Genomic DNA, 20617 nt, shown 5'->3' with positions numbered 1-20617 from the left:
ACTGGAATGACGAGACGGCAGAAACGCTGCCACCGAGTGGGAATGACGCTCGGCGGCTATAAGAGCCTATTACCCCAGCTAAACACAGTAAACCCCTCTGCTCATCAACGTTGAGCAGAGGGGTTTCTTAAGCCCGTATAAGCTCTTACAAGATTGTTCTATAGGTTCCTGTCGAAGAACGACTGCAGCTTTCCGAAGGGGATGGCGTCGAAGTTGTCGTAGAGGTCGACGTGGCTGGCGCCGTCGATGATCATGAGCTCCTTGTTGTCACCGCGCAGCAGCTCGAACGCCCCCTCGCTGAAGTAGCGCGAGTGCGCATTCTCGCCATGGACGAGCAAAACCGGGGTGTCGATCTCTCCCGCCATCGCCAGGATGGGCTGGTTCATGAACGAGACGGTTCCGGTCACGTTCCAGCCATCGGTCGAGTTGCCCGAGCGCTCGTGATAGCCACGCGCAGTCTTGTAGTAGGTGTGATAGTCCTTCACGAACTGAGGCGAGTCCTCGGGCAGGGGGTCGACCACGCCACCTGCGCGCTCGTAGTTTCCCGACGCGTATTCCGCCGTGCGCTGTGCGGCCCAGGCGGCGCGTTGCTCATCGCGAGCCTCCTTGCTGTCAGCGCTGCCGAAGTAGCCCTCGCGGGTGACGCGGGTCATGTCGTACATGGTCATGGCGGCCGTCGCCTTGATGCGCGGGTCGAGTGCGGCGGCGTTGATCGCCATGCCGCCCCAGCCGCAGATGCCGATGATGCCGATGCGCTCGAGATCGACGTCGCCGCGGCAGCTCAGGTAGTCCACCGCCGCGCAGAAATCCTCGGTGTTGATGTCGGGGGATGCCATGCGGCGCGGCTCGCCGCCGCTCTCACCGGTGAACGATGGGTCGAAGGCTATCGTCAGAAAGCCCCGTGCCGCCATCTCCTGGGCGTACAGCCCGCTCGATTGCTCCTTAACCGCACCGAAGGGTCCGCTGACTGCGATTGCGGGTAGCTTGCCCTCTGCACCTTTCGGCTTGTAGAGGTCCGCTGCCAGCGTGATGCCGTAGCGGTTCGCGAACGTCACCTTGCAATGGTCGACACGTTCGTCTTGCGGGAAAACCTTGTCCCATTTCTGTACGAGCTCGAGTTCTTCTGTCTTCATCATTGCCGCGCCTTTTCTCTTGATTCCCTATATAGTCGTTATCGTTATGTTCACGTCGCCGTTTGCGAGCAGGTCGGTCATCTCATCTACTGTCTTGTTGGTGATGTGGCCGAGCCTGGTATAGGACCATGAATTCGGTCCATAAAAGATGGAGATCTGGTCGCCTGCATAGAGCACGATGTCGCCGGACTCGGTCGTTATCTGCACATCGCTTGAGGTGAGGCTCGTACCGAGCGGCCCCACCTGCTCGAAGCCACCGTACCTGTGCAGCTCGACTGTGACCGGGCCGTCAGCGGCGAGCGCCTTGAGTTCCGCCACGGCCTGGTTGTCCTCCCACGCGACGGCCACGTCGGTTCCGGCGATATTCAGCTTCATCTCGGTGGTCTCCTCATCGTTGTCTTCTTGCATGTCGCTTGCAGCATCGGATTGCCGCGCTGACATCGCGGTGGCGGGCTCCTGCGGAGCGGATTGAGACCCGGAAGAGCCCGCAAGCGAGCTTCCGGCGCCCGCGCATCCCGCGAGTAGCAGGGTCAACCCGATGGCGGCTGCAATCGCTGTGTTTCTCATGAAAGCGCCCCCTAATCTATCCGACCCGCTCGGAAAGCGAGCGCCCGAGATCCTCGATCCTCGCGGCCATCTCGCCCGACAGCGCCTCGCCAGTGGTCGCCTCGAAGACGCCGAGGTCCTGAACGCCGTAGTAGCCCTGCATGAACCCGTGGTAGATTCGCTCGGCGGCCTCGTAGACGCCCTTCGCCCCCGAGCAGAGCAGAAGCGCCATCGCCTTGCAGCCCTTCGGCTTGTCGCCCGCATAGGTGCGGTGAATCAGGCAGTGTATCTGCCCGGAGAACGAGCCGTAGTAAATGGGGCTCGCGACGACGATGACATCCGCGGCGTCCCACAGCGGGTACACTCCGTCCATGTCGTCGCGCTGCACGCAAACGCCGCCTCCGCGTGTGTGGCAGTACTCGCACCCGAGGCAGCCGCGTATGTCCATGTAGGCGATGTCGAGCACGTCCACCTCGTGGCCGGCCCGCCGCGCCCCGCGGGCGAAGGCCGCGGCCATGGCAGCGGTGCCTCCGTTTTTGCGGGCGGATCCGTTCAGCACTAGAACCCTCATCGCCCTCACGCCCTCTCGATGATGAGGTCGTAGCTTCCCGAGAGCCCGTGCAGCACGTCCAGCGGACCGGTCACGTGTCCCATGTTCACCTGATCGCCATAGCGCGAAGAGTTTTCCTCGTCGTCGAAGAGGATCGCGAACCATCCGCCGCCGGGGCTGTAGTTCACGTCGCCGTTGTTCCAGCCACGCCCCACCTGTGACTCCTCGTAGGGAAGCTCAAAGGGCATCCTCCCGCAGAAGTCGATGCCGGTTCCGCTCACGCGGATGCTGGCGGGCAGCTTCTGTGCGAAGGCTAGTGCGGTTTCGGTGTCGTTGAGCTCGGCGGGGACGGACACATCCTCGAATCGCAGGTTGACCCTGATTGCCATGAGACCTCCTTTGTTTCTTGCCTGCCTCCATTGTGTGAGGTCCACCGTGATATTACAATTACTTTGATTTAATATCATGTTATGCGTAATTCGTATATTTAGGAGGACCGATGGAGCTGAGGACCCTGCGCTATTACCTAGCTGTGTGCGAGACGGGCAGCATGTCCCGCGCAGCAGAACGCCTGCACGTGACTCAACCCACGCTCTCGCGGCAGATATCCGATTTGGAGCGCGAGCTGGGCTGTGTGTTACTCGTACGCCATAGCCGCAGCGTTGAGCCCACGGAGGAAGGGCTCCACCTCATGTCGCGCGCCGCAGACATCGTCTCGCTCGCGGACCTGACAGAGGGCGAGTACCGCGAGAGGGGAAAGGTGGTCGCCGGCGACATCCGCATCTCCTGTGGGGAGTCGAGCGGAATCGCGCCCATCGCCTCGGCTGCGCGCGCGTTCCGAATGCGCTACCCCCAGGTGCGTTTCTGCCTGCATAGCGGCAACGCCGACTACGTCATCGAACGCCTCGAACGCGGACTGGACGATTTCGCGGTTCTCTTCAGCTACCCTGGGATAGACCGCTACGAGCACTTGAGGTTGCCGCACACCGATGCATGGGGGGTCTACCTCCCGGCAGACGACCCGCTGGCCGCCAAAGATGTCGTTTCCCCTGAAGACCTCGAGGGTCTGCCCCTCATCGCCTCCGAGCAAGCCCTGGAGACCGACGAGCTCACGGCGTGGTTCGGCGGTTCACTCGCACGGGCGGGGATTGCAGTTACCTACACACTCGGTTACAACGCAAGCGTCTTCGTGCGGGAGGGTGCGGGCTACATGCTCGGGCTCGATGCGCTTATCCCAACCGGATCAAGCACCGGATTGGTATTCAGACCGCTGTGGCCCCCCATCGTTGCGCACATCGACTTCGCCTGGAGAAGGGGCCAGAAGCTCTCCAACGCCGCCAGCATGTTCCTGGATGATTTCAGAGCGACTCTATGAGAGCGTCCGATGAGGTATTGTCCGAAGATTTGAAATGGTAGCCAGCTGGCTACCATTTCGTGTATTTTGGAGACGTTTCCGCAGGTTAAGCGGCATGAAAATTAACTCCCATCCTTTACTCCCCATATTCATGCGAATACGGTCCCAAAAGGGCGATTTCGGGGGTGGTAGCCACTTCGCCGTTTCTCGGGACTGGCTACCACCCGTTTCCGCAGGTCAGAGCGTTTGCTCCCCATACCGGGAGCATTTACTCCCCATAACTGGCTACCAGGGTGGTAGCCACTTTCTGGCTACCAACTGGCTACCACCCCGAAGCGCGAAATCGTGGGATTTCTTCGGACGTGGCAGCACGGGCTATCACGAGATGGACGAGGGAGCACCGCTCGGAAAAGCGGGAACTATCGAGTGGGAGTGACCCTCTACGGCCAAAAGCCGCATTTCCCCAGCTAAGCACGATAGCCCCTCGTCATCGATTTCGCTGGCGAGGGGCTATCTTAAGTCCGTATTAGCCTTCTTAAGCGGTCTTTTTGCGGCTAGCGAAAGCTGGGCTCCTCACCGCTCTTTTGTGAGCGCAGCCTAGACGGACCTGCCGAGCGCGTAGGCCTTCTCCGGGAAGCCCGACCGCGCGGTCATTGACGGCGTGCCGCAGCCCGAGCCGAGCACGCGCCCGCAGTCGCGTAGGTCCAGATAGCGAACGAGCGTGTCGTAATGGGCTTCGAGGGCGTCGAAGGTCCAGTCGTCTGAATTCCACGCCACGGCTAGCAGTGCCGACTTCATCCGCTTGCGCGTTATGCTCGAGTTTGCCGAGCAGAAGCGGTCGATGACGGTTTTGAGCTGCGCAGTCATGCCGTAGTAGTACAGGGGCGTGGCGAGCACGAGCATGTCGGCGGCAAGGATCTTCTGCCGCAGGCCGCCGAAGACGTCGGAGAGCACGCAGGGTCCTTCGTAGCTGCACGCCACGCAGCCGGTGCAGGGCGCTATGTCGAGCGCCGCCACGTCGACGACGTCTACCGCATGCCCCGCCTCGCGGGCCCCGTGTGCGAACTCGGCGGCGAGAAGCGCGGTCGAGCCGTTCGCGTTGGGGCTTCCCTGCAGCACGATGACATTCATCTTAGCCACTCCTTAATCGCGTTTCGCACGGGAGATCGTTATCTCCTCACGAATGCGTCGTCCGCGCCTTCGCCATCCGCATCGGCGTACCGCTCGACGCTCATGTGCAGGTCGTACTTGTCGCGGAGTTCCGCGATCCGCGCCATCATGGGCGAATCGTGGTGAGCGTCGAGCGCGGCCTGGTCGGTCCACCGGTCGACGAGAAGCACCGTGTCGGGGTCGGCCAGAGCCTGGAAGTACTCGTAGCGCACATTGCCCTCCTCGGCGCGGACGGCATCGGCCGTGCCGCTCGCCTCCATCTCGCGCGCGAAGGCGAGCGCCGCGCCTGGCGCGCCAGTGTAGCGTATGTTGATTGTCAGAGCCATCGCGTCCTCGTTCTAGCCGAATGCCATACTACCGGGCGTTTTCCGCCCACTCACTGAGCTTCGCCTGCGAGGGGCGCCCGTTCAGGAGGCCGCCCGCAAGGACCTTCGCTTCGGGCGCGAGCGCCTGCATGCGCTCGGGTGCCCGGCCCAGGCCGCTGCCGCCGCTCGTCGCGAAGGGCACGACCGTCTTGCCCGTGAAGTCGTAGGCCTCGAGGAACGTGTCGATGATGCGGGGCTCAACGTACCACCACACGGGGAAGCCGACGAACACCGTGTCGTAGGAGCCCATGTCCGCGACCTCGCCCGCGATCGCCGGGCGGCACGACTCGTCGTTCATCTCGATGGTCGTGCGGCTCTTTTTGTCCTGCCAGTTCAGGTCTGCGCTCGAGTAGGGATTCTCGGGTTCGATCTCGAACAGGTCGGCCCCTGTTGCTGCAGCAAGGTCTTTCGCCACCTTTGCCGTCGTCCCGCTCGCGCTGAAGTACGCCACCAATTTTTCTGTCATATCAACTTCTTTCCTCAAAATGATTTCTTTCTTGAATATGGCGAGCTGTCCCGATTGCTTCTGGGCAGGTAGTGTCAGTGAGACGCTATGCCAGCTTGCCGTATTCTCCGTCGGAAACGGGCTCGAACCATTCGGTCGAGGCCCCTTCGCCCTCGACCTCGATTGCCAGATGCGAGAACCAGGAGTCCCTCGCGGCGCCGTGCCAGTGCTCCACGTTCGCGGGGATGTTCACGACCGTGCCCGGCACCATCTCCACCGTCTTGCCGTTACGTTCCTGGTAGTAGCCGCGGCCGCCGACGCAGACAAGAATCTGCCCGCCGCCGCTTGCCGCATGGTGGGCATGCCAGAAATTGCGGCAGCCCGGCTCGAAGGTCACGTTGAAAATCGGAACCTGCTCGGTGGACACGGGCGCCAGGTAGCTCTGGCCGGTGAAGTACGTCCCGTAGGGGTTCGGCTCGCCCACGGGGAAGAAGATGGAGGCCTCGTGGGCAGCTTTGGCATCAGCCGGCGCAGCCGCGTCGTCTGCTTCGTCCCACACGCCTTTTGCCAGGTTGAACACGGCCCACGCCTTCGGCCAGCCGGCGTAGAAGGCCACGTGCGTCACCACCGCCGCGATCTCGGCGCGCGTCACGCCGTGGGCCCTAGCGTTCTGCAGGTGGTAAACCAGCGAGCTGTCGGTGATCCCGGACGCCATCAGCGCCACCACAGTGATGATGCAGCGCGTCTTGATTCCTATGTCGCCGTTGTTCCAGTTCTCGCCGAACAGCACGTCGTCGTTGAAGTGCGCGAACTCCGGGGCGAACTGACCCAGGGCGTCGCGTCCAGCCGTCTGGACGATTCTCTCCTCCATTGCTCCTCCTAATACCTGTTTATCCTGCACTTCGCCTTGATGCGCCTGATGTCGTCGGGAAGCTCCTCGTAGGGCATGTTGCGCGGGGTGTCGCACGTCCCTGACTCGGCCGCCACGTCGTAGAACCAGCACTTGTACTCTATGAAGTCGCGAGCCAGCTTGAGCTCCTCGAGCTGCGCGTCGATTGCGGCGCGGCGCTCGTGGACGATGCGCCTGCGCTCCTCGATGGTCGAGTCGCCCTCCATGTAGAGCCGTATGTACTCGCGGATCTCCTTGATGGGCATGCCCGAAACCTTCAGGCGCTCCACGAAGCGCATCACTCCAGATCGTCCTCGTCGAACAGCCTCCTTCCGTCGCTTGAGCGCTGCTGGTTGGGGATGAGTCCGTTCTTCTCGTAGAAGCGTATGGTTGAGGCCGGCATGCCCAGCTCTGCCGCCGCGTCCCCTATCGTGTACATCTTGTCCATAGTTCAAACCCCTCGTTTGGGCAGACGGCCGTCAGCCTATTTCTACCAATTCGTATGTTCGGCTTCCGACTCCGAGAAGCTCTGCCGATTTCAACACGTGGACGCCGTCGCGGCTCTCCATGCGCGCAATCAGGTCGGCACTATCGTCATCGCTTGCATATATGAGGTCGACGCACGCCTGGTCGAGCGCTACCGGGTCAGCCGAAGCCAGAATACCGATATCGGTCATTTTAGGTGCGGTAGGATTGGAATCGCAGACACAGTCGACCGACAGGTTGTTCATCACGTTCACGAACAGCATGTTGGGTTGGGCTGTAAGCACGGCCTTGCACGCATCTGCCATCGACTCCAGAAAATCGGGGGTCGCGGCACTCGACCAGCTCGTGCGATTCGTTCCTGCCGAGTGGATGAGCAGTTTGCCCTCACGCGAGGCCATGCCGATGGAGATGTTCTTAAGTGCTCCGCCGAAGCCGGCCATTTGGTGTCCTTTGAAATGCGAGAGGACCAGGAAGCCATCGTAGTCGGCGAAATGCGCGCCTACCAGGTTCTCGGTCAGGTGGTAACCGCCTTCGACCAGAAGCGCCAGCGAGCCGTCCTCGTCCATTATTTGGAAATCGGCGATCTCTGTGAACCCGTGGTCGGCTGCCACTCGGTAGTGGGCATCGGTGGAGCCGCGCGCACCGTAGTATGCCGTGTTGCACTCGACGATAGTGCCGCCCACTGCATTCACAAGGCCCGAAATGAGGTCGGCTTTCAGATAGTGGTTCCCACCGGGCTCGCCGGTCGAGAGCTTGACGCCGATACGCCCGCCGCCAAGCCCCCGTCCGATGGCTGCGAAAACGGTCTGTAGCGACGCGTCGTCGAGCTTGCGCGTGAAATAGACCCGAGGCGCACCTACGCTCGCGTTAGTGGACGAAAATGCCGAGGGGGATGAGGCCGAACCTGCATCCGCGCTTGCGGATGAGGTTGACGTCGTCGCGCCCGAAGATGTCTGCGAGCCGTTTGTGCAGGCTGTAAGCTCCGAGAACGCAACAGTCCCTCCCGCGAGAGCCCCCAGCTCAAGGAACGCCCGCCGCGTCATGAATCCCATGTTCGCCTCCAGTTCAGCCAGGCTAGCGGTTCATCTTCGCGCAGTCGCCGACTTTATCGCCGGTGACGAAGTACTCGTAGGTGGGAAACTCGAAGAGCACGGGCTTGAACACGTGGTAGTCGATATTGCCCTTCTCGTTGAGTACTGTCTCTTCTGCGTAGACAGAAAGCACCTTGCACAAGAAGTTGTCGAACTTCTCCAGCTCGTAGTTGCCATCGACCTCGCACTCGATCGAGACCTTCGCCTCGTCGATTAGCGGTGCGCCTGCATCACCCATGGTGTAGGCGAATGCGGTTGACTTATCTTCCTTGTTGCCGCTCGTCGTGCCCATGAGGTCGGCTTTCGCAAGCGACACCATCAGGTGGCTGTGGGCGACGGTGCCTGCGTGCGCCACGAGCGTCCAGGTGGGTTTACCGTCCACCATGGCGCACACCACGATGACGGGCGAGGGGTAGAGCGCGAGCGCCGCGCCGATGTTCTTCTTCATTACCTCATCTCCTTTTCCCAGAAGCGGGTTGCGTTGATGCCGAGCGAGTCGGCCAGCTGTTCGAGTTCGGCGACTTCCGCGTCGGTCAGCTCGACGGTGGCTGCGGCTGCGGCGTCGGTCACGTGGCGCTCTTTGGTCACGCCCACGATGGGAAGCGTGCCCTTCGCGATGGCCCAGGCCATCGGCACCTGCGCGATGCCCACGCCGTGCGCTTCGGCCACCTCGGCGAGCTTGGCGTTGAGCACCTCGAGCTTGTCGAGCACCGGGTTGTACGTGGCTGCTCGGGCAGAACCCTCGGGCATGGGGTGGGTCGTGTCGTACTTGCCGGAAAGCGCGCCCTGCTCGAGCACCATGTACGAGAAGAAGACGACGTCGTTTTCCTTGCACCAGTCCAGGATGCCTGAGTCGATGGAGCTGCGGTTGATCGGGCTCAGGTGGTTCTGCACGGCACCGAGCCTCAGGCCGTGCTCGCGAAGGATCGCGTCAGCCTCCTTTATCTCCGCCAGGTTGTGGTTGGAGACGCCGATCATCGGCGCGTCGTCCTGACCGTCGAAGAACTCGGCGACCGCACGCGTCCACCGGGGAGCCTCGGAGGTGTTGTGCACCCAGTAGATGTCGATCTGCTGGCGGCTGAGTCCATGGCGGAGAGGCTCCTGAATCCTCCCCTGGAGACGACGCTCACCGCCTCCGAGAGTGCGACGAGCTCGCGCAGGACCTTGACCTCGATGGCGCCCGCGGCGACCTCGCGGACGTTGCGCACGGTGACGGGCCCTGGCGCCCTCCTCGCGGGGCTCCTGAGCCAGCCCGTGACCTCGCGCCTTGTGTACGAGGCACCGAGCTTGGATCCCGTCACCTGGCGGGAAGGCGTCCCTGCCAGGGAGTAGACCCAGTCTCCCTTCCTCGATGCGGACTCGCGCACGTTGACGCCCATCTCGCGGAGCGCCTGCTGGAAGTCCTCGGGACTCTTCGCGATGCCCTTGGCCACGTCGACCCTCGCGCGGATGTCGCCGACCCAGGAGTACTCTCCACGAGCTATCCGGTCCCTCTCAACGATGTGGGCGTTCCTGCGGGCGTACGCCTCGGAGTCGGGTATGACGCCCGTCTCGGGGTCCCTCGGCTTGTCCTCGTAGAAGGAGAGGCTGTGCTCCCGGGCAATCCTCTGGGCGGACCTCTTGAGCGCTCTGGGGTCTGGGTCCTGCAGGCGTCTACCGGTTGCAAGGTTAGTGTTGTTGACGACGACGTGCGCGTGCGGGATGCGGTGCTCGTTGTCGTCGTGGTACACGACGGCTACCTCGTAGTCGCCGAAGTTCTCTCTCGCCCATGACATGGTGACAGACCGGAGCTCTGAGAGGCTTATGGAGTCCCGTGGGTCGGGGGAGAAGACATAATGCTTGTAGGTGCGTGCCTTCCTGCCCTTAAACGGGCTGTCGTTGCCCAGTTTTTCTCGGGTCTCGTCCATTATTGACGACCAGTCGTAGTCGCGGTACTCGGGGAGGCCGTCCTCGCCGATGCCCGCCATAGGCGCGTCGATGTTGAGGAAGTCCCTCGCGAGAGCGCGGCCCTCCCTCTCGAGGTAGCGCTGCGCGGCGCCGAGCTTGGTGTGCCCGGAGATTGGCTTCACGAATGGCATGGCTACTCCCCGAAGACGACCGGCATGCCGGTGAGCTCCGCGGCCTGGTGCCTGACCTCGGTCGCGTCGCGCCTCACCTCGTCGAGACCGTACGACACACCCTCCATCGCCTCGGCGAGGTCGAGCGCGTCCACGCCCGACTCGCGAACCGCCTTGGCGATCGCGTTGAGGGCGTGGGTCGACTGGTTGAGGAGGTGGCCGAGCGAGCGCACGTTGCGGACGTAGGCGGCGAGGGTCCGTCGGTCCAGGACGAGGACGCCTGTGGCCGCTCCTCTTGGTGATGCGGCTCCTGCCCGTGCGAGGAGGCGCACCGTGTCGGAGACGGTGGTGCCGAGCGAGTTGGCGAGCGAGCGCAGCGAGGACATCTCCTCCTCGGAGAGCATGACGTGGAGCTGGACGGGTCTGGGCATGGTCCTCCTTGGGACGGGTTATCTATGTACAGGGGGTCATGCCAATCCTAGGGGCGCGGGGGCTCCCCCGCATGCGGCACCCATGACACGATGTCATGGGTTGGCCGCTCCGCGCGTGGCGGGGACGGGAGGGAAGATGGGATGGCCGAGGAGCATCGCGATGAGGCCGAGACCAAACGGACGACCGTCCTCCAAGCGGTGCGGACGAGCTATTCCATGGACTTGTACATGGAATAGGCAGCTCGCTATTGTGGGCTCTCGCTATTGTGGGCTCTCGTCCACTGAAGCTATGTTTACGCCATCATGTTGTGGTCTTGCAAACGGCCTAAAATTGAATGAGAAGTTTCAACTCGGAGGTCATCGTATGGAGCAAATCGACCTGAGCGTGCTCGACGGAGTGCTGGACAGATACCAAGAACATCTAGACATTACGCGTCCCAACGAGGTGTACAAGTGGGAAGCGGTCAGGCACTTCAAGGAGACCTACGACCCAACAGCGGATGACCTGTCCGCCATGCTTGTCGACGCCTATCAGGTTGGCGACAAGCACAAGCTCAACCTCGCATTCGGTCCGAGCTGGTTTCCTATCGGGATGCTCGACTGGTTCATTGGTGTTGATCCAAAGGGCACCCTCGCGGCGCTCGATGCTCTTTACAACGAAGATGTGGACCTCAAGTCTCGAATGGTAGCGTTTGAGAATTGGGCGAAGTCGATGCTCGGCAGAGTCAACGCCGATCAGGTGGCAGCTGGTAACGATCCAGCCAAGAATCACTTCCAGGACTCTCGCTCTATGAGTCTCTACCTTGCCTTCATGCACCCGGAGGCGCATTACCTTTACAAGACGAGGATGTACACGGAGGCTGCCAAATACCTCGGAGTCGGCTGGCCCGGGAACAAGTTCGACAAGGTTATCTCCTACCGCGAGATGTGCGATCAAATACTCAACCATCTCGTGGCGACGAGACGTGGCCTCATCGAAGAGAGTGATGCGACACTCGGAGAGCTCACGACGTTCGATCCCGCCCACCACATGCTCGTGCAGGACATCGTCTACTACATCACGACTTACGACAAGGATTACCGTGATAGCGAAGATGCAGACAGCGGTGACTCGTCCGAAGACGAGTGGTTCCCCTCTTCGGATGAGTACGACCCGGGAATCGATGTCGACACATGGCAGGGGCTGCTGGGAGACCCTGAGGTGTTCACGGAATCTGCTCTCGAGATTGTGTGCAGGATGAGGGACCATGGCGGTTCTGCAACCTGTACACAGCTTGCTCAAAAGTATGGGGAGACAAAGAATTTCTACCTTACGGGGTCTGTAGCGTTGGCTAGACGCGTAAAGGAGACGACTGACTGTCCTCTCCCCAACGATGAGGAGAACTCACGCTGGTGGCCTGTGCTCTATGTTGGCAAGCATGCCGAAAAGGGCGAAATGGGTTCCTATGTTTGGAAGTTACGCGATGAGCTGGCAGAGGCTTTGGAAAGAGTGGACCTATCGGGGGTAAAACTGTACGTCCAGCCAAGGTCGGATCAAATTCATTTGTTGGCTGACGTCGATTTGACAACCGAGAATCCGATTTACGCAGATGCCAGCATTGAGGAGCAGTTTGTCAGATGGAGCGTTGAGGTTAACGGGCTCAAGGAAGTCTATGCTCACCAGAATCAGAAGATTCTTGCAAAACAAAGCTTTGAGGCAACCCTGATGGATGAGTGTCTTCCTCAGTACGAGAGCGCCTTCCATTGTATTGATCGTGGCGAAATTGAAGAAGCATATCTGCACGCAAAGGAATCCCCGACAAACAGGGAGTGGCACAATCGAGTGTCTGCTGCCCTAGGCAACTATCTGAAGTTCCTCGAATGGCGATATTCGGACTATGAGGGAACAACGGAGCGGGATAGTTTCGTCGAAACCGAGGCTGAAGCATATTCTGACGAGGACTTCCTCTCCGAGGTTTACGTCCACACGGACGACTTCGCAGATATGAAGGCCCTCCTCGAACGCAAGCGGAATCTCATCCTTCAGGGAAGTCCTGGCACCGGCAAGACTTTCTGCGCTAGACGCCTCGCATGGGCAATTATGGGTTGCAAGGACGATACCCGCATCACCTTCGTGCAGTTCCACCAGTCGACCACCTATGATGACTTTGTCTGCGGGTATAGGCCCGATGGCAGCGGGGGTTTCGTCATCAAAGAAGGACCGTTCGTGAGGGCGTGCCGTGAGGCTGAGAGGGACCCAGAGAGGCCCCATTTCGTCATCGTCGACGAGATCAACCGTGCGAACATCTCCAAGGTGCTCGGCGAGCTGCTCATGCTCATCGAGGCGGACCATCGCGGCGAGTTTGCTCTCCTCACAGTTGCGAACGAGGAGCTTGCTGTGCCGAAGAACCTCTACATTATCGGCATGATGAACACCGCCGACCGCGGGCTTGCGCTCATCGACTATGCGCTCAGGCGCCGATTTGCCTTCTTCGACATGTCTCCAGCGCTCGGGCACCCGAAGTTTCTCGAGCAGCTCGATAATGTCGAAGATTCGCGCATGAAGACCCTCGTCGAGGCAGTCAGGGAGGTCAACAAGGATATCGCTGCAGATACCGCCCTGGGGGAGGGATTCCGTATAGGCCACAGCTACTTCTGTGGAGCTAAGGATGCTAGGCTCGTGCTGCGTTACGAGCTGGCCCCGCTTGTTAAGGAGTACTGGTTCGACGACCCTAAGAAAGTGCGCCAGGAGCTCGACAAACTCGAGAAGGCGCTGGTATGAGCGACGTCACGTCTACGGGAGTCGTGGTCCGCAACATCTACTACATGATGGCCTACGCCTTCAAAGCGCTGGACATCGAGGCATACGCGAGGCTCGAGACCGAGGAGTTCGACGGGGTCGAGGACCTCATGGCGGCGATTCTTTCCATGGGCATTGACCTGCAGCGTAAACGCGGGTTCGAGCGTGGCTACTCTGCAGTCCTTGAGGACATCCTGGGTGTGCGGGGGAGAGTCGACGTACAGGCTACGGCGCGCCTCGTCGCGAGGAGCTCTTACCGCGTGGCTTGCGAGTGGGACGAGCTCGACGAAGATACCTACAAGAACCGCATTCTCAAGACAGTGGGCGGTCTGCTCGTTTCTTCTGACCTCGTTGATCCTAAGCGGAGGAAGGCGCTCAAGAGGTCGCTCCTTGCCCTGCGCGACGTGGGGACGGTCGACCCCAAGCGCATCGAGTGGGGGAGGCTCCGCTACCACTGCAACAACGCTTCGTACCAGCTGCTGATGAATGTGTGCTACATGGTAGTCGAGTCGATGCTGCTCACCCAGGAGGATGGTGAGGTGAGGCTCGCCTCCTTTGCGGACTCGCAGAGACTCTTCACTCTCTACGAGGCGTTCGTACTGGCGTGGTTCGAGCGGCACCACCCGGAGCTGAAGCCCTCGGCCAAGGAGGTGAGTCGATCCGTCGACGGCGACGTCCCCGCATTCCTGCCGAGGCTCTACACGGACATAACACTCGTGGGACAGGACTCTACCCTCATCGTGGACTGCAAGTGCTACGGTCGGATTCTCAAGACCCACCACAATCACGAGATCGCCTCACCATCGAATATGAACCAGATTTTCTCCTACGTCCTACACGAGGAGTTCGCCTCGGGAAGGCCGGTTTCGGGCATGCTGCTCTACGCACTTACTGCCAGCGAGGAGGATCGCCAGTCACATTGGAACGAAGTTGGACACGACTTCTACCTCTGGACGCTTGACTTGGGGAGAGATTTTTCAGCGATATCTTCAAGGCTTGAGGAAGTTGCCGAGTTGCTCTGATGTCTATCGGTACGTTTTGATAGGGCTGGGGTTCCGGGGTGGCGAGACAGGGCGTCCTTTGCCCGATTCTTGCCAGGGCGAAGCATGCGTCTCGGCGCCCGCCGGGGCGGGCGCCTATGGTCGCGGAGTGCTCTTGGCTACGCAGCCATGGCCTGCTGCAGGTCCTCCACCATCGCCTTGGCGGCGTCGCGCACCACCTGCAGGCACGCGCGCATCTCCTCGTCGGTCTTGCCCACGGCCCAGCTGGCGACGTAGCCGAAGGAGTAGCCGGAGGTGTCCAGCCCCAGCGCCGCGCTCACGGCGTAGGCGACGCTCTCAGCCTGCACCTCGCGCATGGCGCGGTCGGGCATGCCCTCGGGGTCGCCGTCGTGCAGGCGGCTGTGCGCCAGCTCGTGCAGGGCGGTCTTCACGGTCTGGCCCTCGCTCATGCCCTCGCGGATGGCGACGAGCTCGCCGCGGCGGAAAAAGCCGTTGGTGCCCTCGGGGAGGTCGCCCACGAACTCGACGGGGTAGGCTGAGACGGCGCGGACGGCGTCGAGGATGGCGGCATAGAGATCCACGTCTCCCGCGACCTCGTCCACGAGCGTCGGCAGGGGGTCGCCATCGGTCTGGCTGACGTCGAAGACGTGGCCAACGCGGAAGCCCACGAGGCGGCGGCGCTCCTCATCGGCGTCCTCGTCCCTGTCCTTCACGAGCATGGGCACGAGGATCTCGATGCCCTTTTCGCCCTTCTTGACGTAGCGGTTGAAATCGCGCTTCCAGCTCCTGAAGCTGGCCACGTGGGTGGCGGTCGGCATCTGCATGGCTATCAGGATGGTGTTGCCGAGGCTGTAGTCGTAGAACCTGCTGAGGCTCCGCAGCCACGACTCCCAGCGCTCGGAGTCGTACACGGCGCGTACGCCCTCACCGAGGCGGTCGAGCGCCGCCTGTGCCCTCTCGCGCGCCTGCTGGCGCTCTGCCTTGCTCGTGTGGCGCTTGGTGCTCTTGGTGGTTGCCATGTCCTTGTCTCCCTTCGGGTGGCGGGTCCCGCACGTCCTCCGTGCGTGCTTGCCACCCTTGGAGGCCAAGGGTTTCCGCCCCGTGGTAGGCGAGGGGCACAGGAGCTCCATGGCAACCTCCACCAATTGCCCTTTGATTTGTGCGAGGTTCCATGGGGCCCTTGACCGGCGCCGTGCGGGGCGGCCGGGAGGGGTCCAGGGGGCACGGGGCTCTGCTCCGTGTGGGCGGGGCATGGGGTTAGAATCTTGTCGAGTGATACCACTAAAGCTAGGCGCGACTTGCTAGAGAGATAAGAAGGCTCTGTTGCGAAGTGAGAGGCCCTTGACCTTTGGCGGTATGATTATTCACTGGGACAGAAGGCTTGCTTCTTTTTCTGTCCCCCCAACATGCTATGAAGATGAACGTGCGCGTTTGTCGAGCCTTGGGGCATTGATTGGAAGAGGGACGAGTAGTGAAATATCGCAGCATTGACTTGTTTGCCGGCATCGGTGGCATCAGGCTTGGAGTCGAGCAGGCTTTCGGTGATGATGTCGAGACTGTATTCGTCAGTGAATGGAACAAGTATTCCAACCAGACCTATGCTGCCAACTTCGAGGATCCATTCCCCATCGTCGGTGATATAACGGAGGTTCCTTCCAAAGAGATTCCCGACCACGACATCCTGCTTGCGGGGTTTCCGTGCCAACCGTTCTCCATAGCGGGTGTTTCCAAGAAGAACAGCCTCGGGCGTGCGACGGGGTTCGCGGACGAGACCCAAGGGACTCTCTTCTTTGACGTGGCGCGTATCATTGATGCCAAAAAACCGAGGGCCTTCCTGCTTGAGAACGTTAAGAACCTCGTCAGCCATGACAAGGGCAATACGTTTAAGGTGATTATGTCCGTACTCACCGAGGACCTCGGCTATCACGTCTACTGGAAGATTATCGACGGCAAGAACTGGACTCCCCAGCACCGCGAACGCATCTACATAGTCGGGTTCCTTGACGACGTGCCATTCAGCTGGGATGACCTCGACCTACCGAAGTGTGGAGGGGGCGTATTCGCAGACGTCGCGGAGCAAGACGTCCCTGACAAGTACACACTCTCCGACAAGCTCTGGGAGTACCTCCGCAACTACGCGGAGAGGCACAAAGCCCGTGGCAATGGCTTCGGATACGGGTTGGTCGGGCCAGAAGACACCACCCGAACGATTTCGGCGAGGTATTACAAGGACGGGTCCGAGGTGCTCGTGCGCCAAGAGGGGAAGAACCCAAGGAGGCTCACGCCCCGCGAATGCGCGAGGCTTCAGGGCTTTCCAGACTCCTTCGAGATTCCAGTGTCCGACACCCAGGCGTACAGGCAGTTCGGAAACTCGGTCTGCGTCCCAGCCGTCGCAGAGGTGGCAAGACTCATGAAGAAGGCCTTAGAAGGGTAGACGATGGACTACGGGATGCTGCAGGACTACGTCAAGGGAGTGATGTGCAAGGAGATGCCTGGCATCGACATCATTGGTGCCAACAAGAGCCATCAGCACGAGTTCCAAGGTTCCGGACCACTGAGGCACCTGCTCGGGGACGAGGATCGCAAGGGCATCCCCGCAAGATTCGTCTACTTGGATGACGACGACGAAGCGATCTATGACGACGGCATACTCTCGTGGTATGACGCGCGCAGGAAGAACCCCAACAGGGCGGCGGAATGGCGGCTCTACTACACCGACAACGAGCCGATCAAGCGCGCCAGCATAGGCGACACGCTGACCCTCGCGCTCCTCGACGACGACTCCCTCACGGCCATCATCACCCGCAGGGGCTCGACCATCGACACCCAGGTGAAGTGGCTGTTCGGCATCGGCGAGGAGCACATCAGGAACTACTACGTCGGGACCAACGAGAGGATGAGGGTCGACGCAGTCGCATCGAACGTGCTCGAGGCCCTCGGAATCGAGGTTTACGTCCCCACGACTGCGGAATCGTTGCTCGACGACATGCTCCTCCACTTTCCCGACAGGCTCCCCACAACCGTTGAGTTCTCCTCCTACTGCCGCTCGACGTTAGGCGAGATAGACTACGTCCGCGGGGACCCAGACGAGATCGTCTATGCGGCGTACCAGCGCGAGGAGATGCTGTTCCGAGCCTATGAGCGACACGAGGCAGAGATGGGGTTCCCGAAGTACACCGACCCGATGGACGTCGACGGCCTCCTCAAATACTCGATGAGCCTGTTCCAACGAAGGAAGTCCAGAGCGGGAAAGTCGCTCGAGCACTCGCTCGAGGCGCTGCTCGACGCCCGCGGAATCAGCTACACGGCGCAGGGAGAGACGGAGCATCATGAGAAGCCGGACTTCCTGTTCCCGTCCGAACGCCACTACCACGACCCATCCTTCCCCTCCGAGGGGCTGACGCTACTCGGGGCAAAGACCACGTGTAAAGACCGCTGGCGGCAGGTGCTGTCCGAAGCCGAGCGCATCCCAAGGAAGCACCTCGTCACGCTCGAAGGCGCGATCAGCACGCGCCAGACCGACGACATGAGGGAGAAGGGCCTCCAGCTCGTCGTGCCACGCCCCCTCCATGAGACGTACTCACCAATCCAGAGAGCCTGGCTCTGGGACGTCGCCGACTTCTTCGACCTCGTCACCCAGCGCGAGAAGTCGTTCTGCGTGGCCTTGTGAGGTGGTTGGGATGAATGGCCCCGTCCCGGGAGCGATAAGCCTCGAGGAGTTCTTCGATTCCTGCACTCGAGTCGGTGAAGGAGCGGTCCTCTCGTTCGAGAACCTCGGTAACGTGCGTCTCACGACGATCACCCGCGCGAACCTGCTCCTTCTCCAAAGGGCCCGCGAACAGGGCTGCCCGGGCATCATCTTCAGCTGCCCGGACTTCGAGCGGGAGTCCGTGGCGATCACGTTCTTGGCAGCGATGCAGAACCTACTGGAGGCGGAAGGTGACCCCGGCCTGCACGAGGCTATGGCTGGGGAGACGGCAGCCATCGGCGACTGCGTGGTGGAAATCACCGACGTCACCGAAACCAAGGTCATGCTCAACTCCCGTGACCAAAGCGTCGGCTACCTCAGGGAGATATACGAGTTCCCGATGGTTCACAGGGCCTCGGCCGGCGCAAGGCTCTCGAAGACGAAGGGTTCCGCCCTCAAGAAGTTCGCCGCCGAATATGACATGCAGCCGCCCATGGCCCGTCGCCTGCTCGACATGTGCGGAAAGGACGTACCTGCGGTAGGCTACGTCTCCTCGCCCTCCCAGTACCTCAATGAGCCTCCCACCCACATACTGAGCGGCAAAATCATGGCAGATGGCGCTGGCGCCAGCCTCTCGAGGGTCATCCCGATTTCTTACGTGTCTCCAAGCGGGAAGATACGAAATGGCTTCGAGTGGCCATTCGACGCCCCGCCCTCAATAATTGTGGGGCCACGAACTGACGGAATTGGGAGCGCCTACCAGATAATCGAGCTTGCCCGTGGTGGAATGGCAGTTGACTTCGTGTCGTTCAACATACCTAGTCCCGACATACTCGAGACGACGCTGCTATCCGACGTGCTCGACTTGGTTGATATGGGTATCGGCGTAGTGGGATTCTGTGACAGATGGACCCTCGACAGAATGGACCTCCTCAAGGAAAAGGGCTTCCTCATCTTCGACTGGGACGACTGCGAGGCGGCCACCCGCGCGGAGGGCTGCCTGCTCTCTCCCGTCCAGAGAACCATGCTGGAGAGGCAGCACGAAAAGGTCATGCCCGTCCAGGCTGGCGAAAGCGGGCTCTCGAGAGCCAAGGAAATAATCTACGACCGTCTCGACAAGGTCGAAATGTACACGGACGACGCTTGGAGGGCGAAGCAAGACCTGTTCCGCGCCCTCGGTGCAGCCATCAGGATGACAGAGGCGCCGGACGACGAGTACTGCGACCTCCAGAGGGACCTCATATCATCCTCAATCGAGGCCATAGAGGCCTCCCGCTCTCTGGAGCAAGAGAGCTTCAACGAGCTGTGCGAAGCCTGTGACATCCTCTCATCGATCTACGAGCCCGGCAAGCCGCTCCCCAAGGAGCAACAGATCTACGAGCTGATCACCGACCGTCTGGACGCAGGGTATGCCGTCGTACTGGTCGTGGACAGCAACAGGACCAAGCGAGCGTACGAGTACTGGCGCGAGGAGCTCGAATTCAACGACTATTCGGCCGAGGACTTCCGCGTCATCAACACCCGCGACTTCATGGCCGCGAGAGGCATCGATGGTGGCGAATGCGTCATCTTCAGCGGATGGTACGACCGAGGGGTGATGGACCGCGCGGTCCACTCGGGCATCTCCGCGGACATGACGTTCGTGCTCTATACGGACGGGAAGGGCGGCCTCGAGCTCGAGTGGTGGAGACGCGCGAACGAGCAGTGGCACATCGCCTCCGACCGATGCTCGAAAGAGACCGACCGCTCCCTTTCGAAACTGGGAATCGAGCCAATCGGCCGCCCGACGAAGAGCGTGACCCACGCGAAGGCATCGGGGACCCCAGCCGACAAGGAGAAAGACGGCTCCCCAGCCGCCATCATCACCGAGATCGAGAGGAGGCGCCTCCAGAAGGACGTGGCGCGCAAAGGTGAGAAGTCCGTCACCGCAGTTCCCGTCATGTTCAACGACGGCACGCACGTCTGGCTGCGATCGGGAGGCGGTACCTCGAGTGGAGGAAAGCTTGTCGTCATCACGGACTGCCTCGACGGCCAGAATGACGAGCCCGAGAGAAAGCCCGCCTCCGCACTCCTGCCCGGAGACGTGGTCCTCCGGACCCATTCAGACAGGGCGTACATACGAAAGGCCTCCGAGAAGAGGGTCGACGGATACAAGGCCGCCCTGCAGGTCGCTCACAGGTGGAAGGAGCCTATCAGCAGGGCGCGAATGAGCGGGATGTCAGACCCAGAGATCGTCGAGCGCATCCAGTCGCACCTGCGAGTCCCCAGAAGCACCCAGACGGTCCGCGGATGGGTGAAGGGGGAACGCATCGCGCCGCAGTCAGAAGAGGACATCCGGTCCATCTTCTCGGCCTTCAGGATCTTCATCAAGGACGAGGACATCAAGGGAATCTTGGGAGCCGCCAGCTTGATACGCGGGCAGCACCAGAGAACCGGCATGATGGCGCACGAGAAAATGGTGGGACTGTTCCTCGACGACGTGTCGCGATATGGCCTCGACGATGCAGTCAGCGGCTTCGACGACAGGCACGAGAGCGGGAACGTCGAGCTGCTCAGAATCACCGCCATCGGCGACGAGGCACGCGTCGCGGTCGATCGCGCCTACGTCGTCTAGGCAGAAGGAGAACCCTAT

Annotated in this window: 22 protein-coding genes; 6 read left to right on the top strand and 16 right to left on the bottom strand. The window is 61.1% G+C overall.

What is annotated here, in order from left to right; genetic code table 11:
- Positions 1-158: 158 nt before the first annotated feature.
- The 4 genes from B5D13_RS07715 to B5D13_RS07700 are packed head-to-tail and all read right to left on the bottom strand — an operon-like array spanning position 159 to position 2618.
- Positions 159-1136, bottom strand: a complete 978-nt coding sequence (locus B5D13_RS07715; RefSeq protein ID WP_234970823.1) for an alpha/beta hydrolase — start codon at positions 1134-1136, stop codon at positions 159-161.
- Positions 1137-1160: 24 nt separating this feature from the next.
- On the bottom strand, positions 1161-1700 hold the full coding sequence (locus tag B5D13_RS07710) for a cyclophilin-like fold protein (protein WP_078687745.1): 540 nt from the start codon (positions 1698-1700) through the stop codon (positions 1161-1163).
- A 16-nt stretch (positions 1701-1716) separates the two neighbouring features.
- Positions 1717-2250: a flavodoxin family protein gene (locus B5D13_RS07705; RefSeq protein ID WP_078687744.1), complete on the bottom strand. Its 534-nt coding sequence runs from the start codon at positions 2248-2250 to the stop codon at positions 1717-1719.
- Between the two features lie 5 nt (positions 2251-2255).
- Positions 2256-2618, bottom strand: a complete 363-nt coding sequence (locus B5D13_RS07700) for a cyclophilin-like fold protein (protein ID WP_159444009.1) — start codon at positions 2616-2618, stop codon at positions 2256-2258.
- Positions 2619-2728: 110 nt separating this feature from the next.
- Here B5D13_RS07700 and B5D13_RS07695 point away from each other — a divergent pair, with 110 nt between their 5' ends.
- Entirely contained in the window at positions 2729-3604 is an 876-nt protein-coding gene (locus tag B5D13_RS07695) for a LysR family transcriptional regulator (RefSeq protein ID WP_078687742.1), read from the top strand.
- A gap of 576 nt (positions 3605-4180) precedes the next feature.
- Here the strand turns inward: B5D13_RS07695 and B5D13_RS07690 are convergent.
- The 11 genes from B5D13_RS07690 to B5D13_RS07645 form a co-directional block, all read right to left on the bottom strand.
- Entirely contained in the window at positions 4181-4714 is a 534-nt protein-coding gene (locus B5D13_RS07690; RefSeq protein WP_078687741.1) for a flavodoxin family protein, read from the bottom strand.
- Positions 4715-4752: 38 nt separating this feature from the next.
- Positions 4753-5079: a putative quinol monooxygenase gene (locus B5D13_RS07685; protein ID WP_078687740.1), complete on the bottom strand. Its 327-nt coding sequence runs from the start codon at positions 5077-5079 to the stop codon at positions 4753-4755.
- A 28-nt stretch (positions 5080-5107) separates the two neighbouring features.
- A complete protein-coding gene (locus tag B5D13_RS07680) occupies positions 5108-5584 on the bottom strand; it encodes a flavodoxin (protein WP_078687739.1) in 477 nt (158 codons plus the stop codon).
- Positions 5585-5669: 85 nt separating this feature from the next.
- Positions 5670-6434 (bottom strand): carboxymuconolactone decarboxylase family protein, encoded by a 765-nt coding sequence (locus tag B5D13_RS07675; RefSeq protein WP_078687738.1) that lies wholly within the window; start codon positions 6432-6434, stop codon positions 5670-5672.
- Positions 6435-6442: 8 nt separating this feature from the next.
- Positions 6443-6751: a MerR family DNA-binding protein gene (locus B5D13_RS07670; protein WP_234970826.1), complete on the bottom strand. Its 309-nt coding sequence runs from the start codon at positions 6749-6751 to the stop codon at positions 6443-6445.
- Positions 6751-6900, bottom strand: a complete 150-nt coding sequence (locus B5D13_RS08740; protein WP_200802632.1) for a MerR family DNA-binding transcriptional regulator — start codon at positions 6898-6900, stop codon at positions 6751-6753. The genes B5D13_RS07670 and B5D13_RS08740 overlap by 1 nt, the downstream gene beginning before the upstream one ends.
- A 31-nt stretch (positions 6901-6931) precedes the next feature.
- Positions 6932-7990, bottom strand: a complete 1059-nt coding sequence (locus B5D13_RS07665; RefSeq protein WP_200802631.1) for a DUF362 domain-containing protein — start codon at positions 7988-7990, stop codon at positions 6932-6934.
- Between the two features lie 22 nt (positions 7991-8012).
- Complete coding sequence (locus tag B5D13_RS07660; protein ID WP_078687736.1) at positions 8013-8477, bottom strand: flavin reductase family protein; 465 nt, start codon at positions 8475-8477, stop codon at positions 8013-8015.
- A complete protein-coding gene (locus B5D13_RS07655) occupies positions 8477-9082 on the bottom strand; it encodes an aldo/keto reductase (protein WP_200802630.1) in 606 nt (201 codons plus the stop codon). Before B5D13_RS07655 ends, B5D13_RS07660 begins: the two co-directional genes overlap by 1 nt.
- The gene (locus B5D13_RS07650; protein WP_078687734.1) at positions 9004-10107 is read right to left on the bottom strand and encodes a relaxase/mobilization nuclease domain-containing protein; all 1104 of its coding nucleotides are present in this window, start codon (positions 10105-10107) and stop codon (positions 9004-9006) included. The genes B5D13_RS07655 and B5D13_RS07650 overlap by 79 nt, the downstream gene beginning before the upstream one ends.
- A gap of 2 nt (positions 10108-10109) precedes the next feature.
- The gene (locus tag B5D13_RS07645) at positions 10110-10517 is read right to left on the bottom strand and encodes a hypothetical protein (protein ID WP_078687733.1); all 408 of its coding nucleotides are present in this window, start codon (positions 10515-10517) and stop codon (positions 10110-10112) included.
- A gap of 364 nt (positions 10518-10881) precedes the next feature.
- On the opposite strand from B5D13_RS07645, the gene B5D13_RS07640 reads away from it, so the two are divergent.
- Positions 10882-13278, top strand: a complete 2397-nt coding sequence (locus B5D13_RS07640) for an AAA family ATPase (RefSeq protein ID WP_234970820.1) — start codon at positions 10882-10884, stop codon at positions 13276-13278.
- Positions 13275-14318, top strand: a complete 1044-nt coding sequence (locus tag B5D13_RS07635; protein ID WP_078687732.1) for a 5-methylcytosine restriction system specificity protein McrC — start codon at positions 13275-13277, stop codon at positions 14316-14318. Before B5D13_RS07640 ends, B5D13_RS07635 begins: the two co-directional genes overlap by 4 nt.
- A gap of 137 nt (positions 14319-14455) precedes the next feature.
- On the opposite strand, the gene B5D13_RS07630 is transcribed toward B5D13_RS07635, so the two are convergent.
- On the bottom strand, positions 14456-15316 hold the full coding sequence (locus B5D13_RS07630) for an ArdC-like ssDNA-binding domain-containing protein (protein ID WP_078687731.1): 861 nt from the start codon (positions 15314-15316) through the stop codon (positions 14456-14458).
- Positions 15317-15768: 452 nt separating this feature from the next.
- Between B5D13_RS07630 and dcm the strand changes: the two genes are divergently transcribed.
- Genes dcm through B5D13_RS07615 form a run of 3 tightly spaced genes read left to right on the top strand, consistent with a single transcriptional unit; the run spans position 15769 to position 20599 of the window.
- Positions 15769-16731 (top strand): DNA (cytosine-5-)-methyltransferase, encoded by a 963-nt coding sequence (gene dcm, locus B5D13_RS07625; RefSeq protein WP_304528588.1) that lies wholly within the window; start codon positions 15769-15771, stop codon positions 16729-16731.
- Positions 16732-16734: 3 nt separating this feature from the next.
- Complete coding sequence (locus B5D13_RS07620) at positions 16735-17967, top strand: type II restriction endonuclease (RefSeq protein ID WP_078687730.1); 1233 nt, start codon at positions 16735-16737, stop codon at positions 17965-17967.
- Positions 17968-17977: 10 nt separating this feature from the next.
- Positions 17978-20599 carry a DISARM anti-phage system protein DrmE domain-containing protein gene (locus B5D13_RS07615; protein ID WP_078687729.1) on the top strand — a complete coding sequence of 874 codons (2622 nt, stop codon included), beginning with the start codon at positions 17978-17980 and terminating at the stop codon, positions 20597-20599.
- The last annotated feature ends 18 nt before the right edge of the window (positions 20600-20617 follow it).

The organism is Olsenella sp. KH1P3 (assembly GCF_900167315.1).
GTDB classification, from domain to species: domain Bacteria; phylum Actinomycetota; class Coriobacteriia; order Coriobacteriales; family Atopobiaceae; genus Olsenella_J; species Olsenella_J umbonata_A.
Note: the sequence above shows the minus strand (reverse complement) of the source record. Positions and strands in the feature narration are given on the sequence as shown.

Coding starts and splice junctions, on each gene's coding strand:
- B5D13_RS07615 (WP_078687729.1), top strand. CDS start 17,978: ATGAATGGCCCCGTCCCGGGAGCGATAAGCCTCGAGGAGTTCTTCGAT.
- B5D13_RS07710 (WP_078687745.1), bottom strand. CDS start 1,700: ATGAGAAACACAGCGATTGCAGCCGCCATCGGGTTGACCCTGCTACTC.
- B5D13_RS07685 (WP_078687740.1), bottom strand. CDS start 5,079: ATGGCTCTGACAATCAACATACGCTACACTGGCGCGCCAGGCGCGGCG.
- B5D13_RS08740 (WP_200802632.1), bottom strand. CDS start 6,900: ATGGACAAGATGTACACGATAGGGGACGCGGCGGCAGAGCTGGGCATG.
- B5D13_RS07705 (WP_078687744.1), bottom strand. CDS start 2,250: ATGAGGGTTCTAGTGCTGAACGGATCCGCCCGCAAAAACGGAGGCACC.
- B5D13_RS07675 (WP_078687738.1), bottom strand. CDS start 6,434: ATGGAGGAGAGAATCGTCCAGACGGCTGGACGCGACGCCCTGGGTCAG.
- B5D13_RS07695 (WP_078687742.1), top strand. CDS start 2,729: ATGGAGCTGAGGACCCTGCGCTATTACCTAGCTGTGTGCGAGACGGGC.
- B5D13_RS07630 (WP_078687731.1), bottom strand. CDS start 15,316: ATGGCAACCACCAAGAGCACCAAGCGCCACACGAGCAAGGCAGAGCGC.
- B5D13_RS07640 (WP_234970820.1), top strand. CDS start 10,882: ATGGAGCAAATCGACCTGAGCGTGCTCGACGGAGTGCTGGACAGATAC.
- B5D13_RS07700 (WP_159444009.1), bottom strand. CDS start 2,618: ATGGCAATCAGGGTCAACCTGCGATTCGAGGATGTGTCCGTCCCCGCC.
- B5D13_RS07660 (WP_078687736.1), bottom strand. CDS start 8,477: ATGAAGAAGAACATCGGCGCGGCGCTCGCGCTCTACCCCTCGCCCGTC.
- B5D13_RS07635 (WP_078687732.1), top strand. CDS start 13,275: ATGAGCGACGTCACGTCTACGGGAGTCGTGGTCCGCAACATCTACTAC.
- B5D13_RS07670 (WP_234970826.1), bottom strand. CDS start 6,751: ATGCGCTTCGTGGAGCGCCTGAAGGTTTCGGGCATGCCCATCAAGGAG.
- B5D13_RS07650 (WP_078687734.1), bottom strand. CDS start 10,107: ATGCCATTCGTGAAGCCAATCTCCGGGCACACCAAGCTCGGCGCCGCG.
- B5D13_RS07715 (WP_234970823.1), bottom strand. CDS start 1,136: ATGATGAAGACAGAAGAACTCGAGCTCGTACAGAAATGGGACAAGGTT.
- B5D13_RS07645 (WP_078687733.1), bottom strand. CDS start 10,517: ATGCCCAGACCCGTCCAGCTCCACGTCATGCTCTCCGAGGAGGAGATG.
- B5D13_RS07620 (WP_078687730.1), top strand. CDS start 16,735: ATGGACTACGGGATGCTGCAGGACTACGTCAAGGGAGTGATGTGCAAG.
- B5D13_RS07690 (WP_078687741.1), bottom strand. CDS start 4,714: ATGAATGTCATCGTGCTGCAGGGAAGCCCCAACGCGAACGGCTCGACC.
- B5D13_RS07665 (WP_200802631.1), bottom strand. CDS start 7,990: ATGGGATTCATGACGCGGCGGGCGTTCCTTGAGCTGGGGGCTCTCGCG.
- B5D13_RS07680 (WP_078687739.1), bottom strand. CDS start 5,584: ATGACAGAAAAATTGGTGGCGTACTTCAGCGCGAGCGGGACGACGGCA.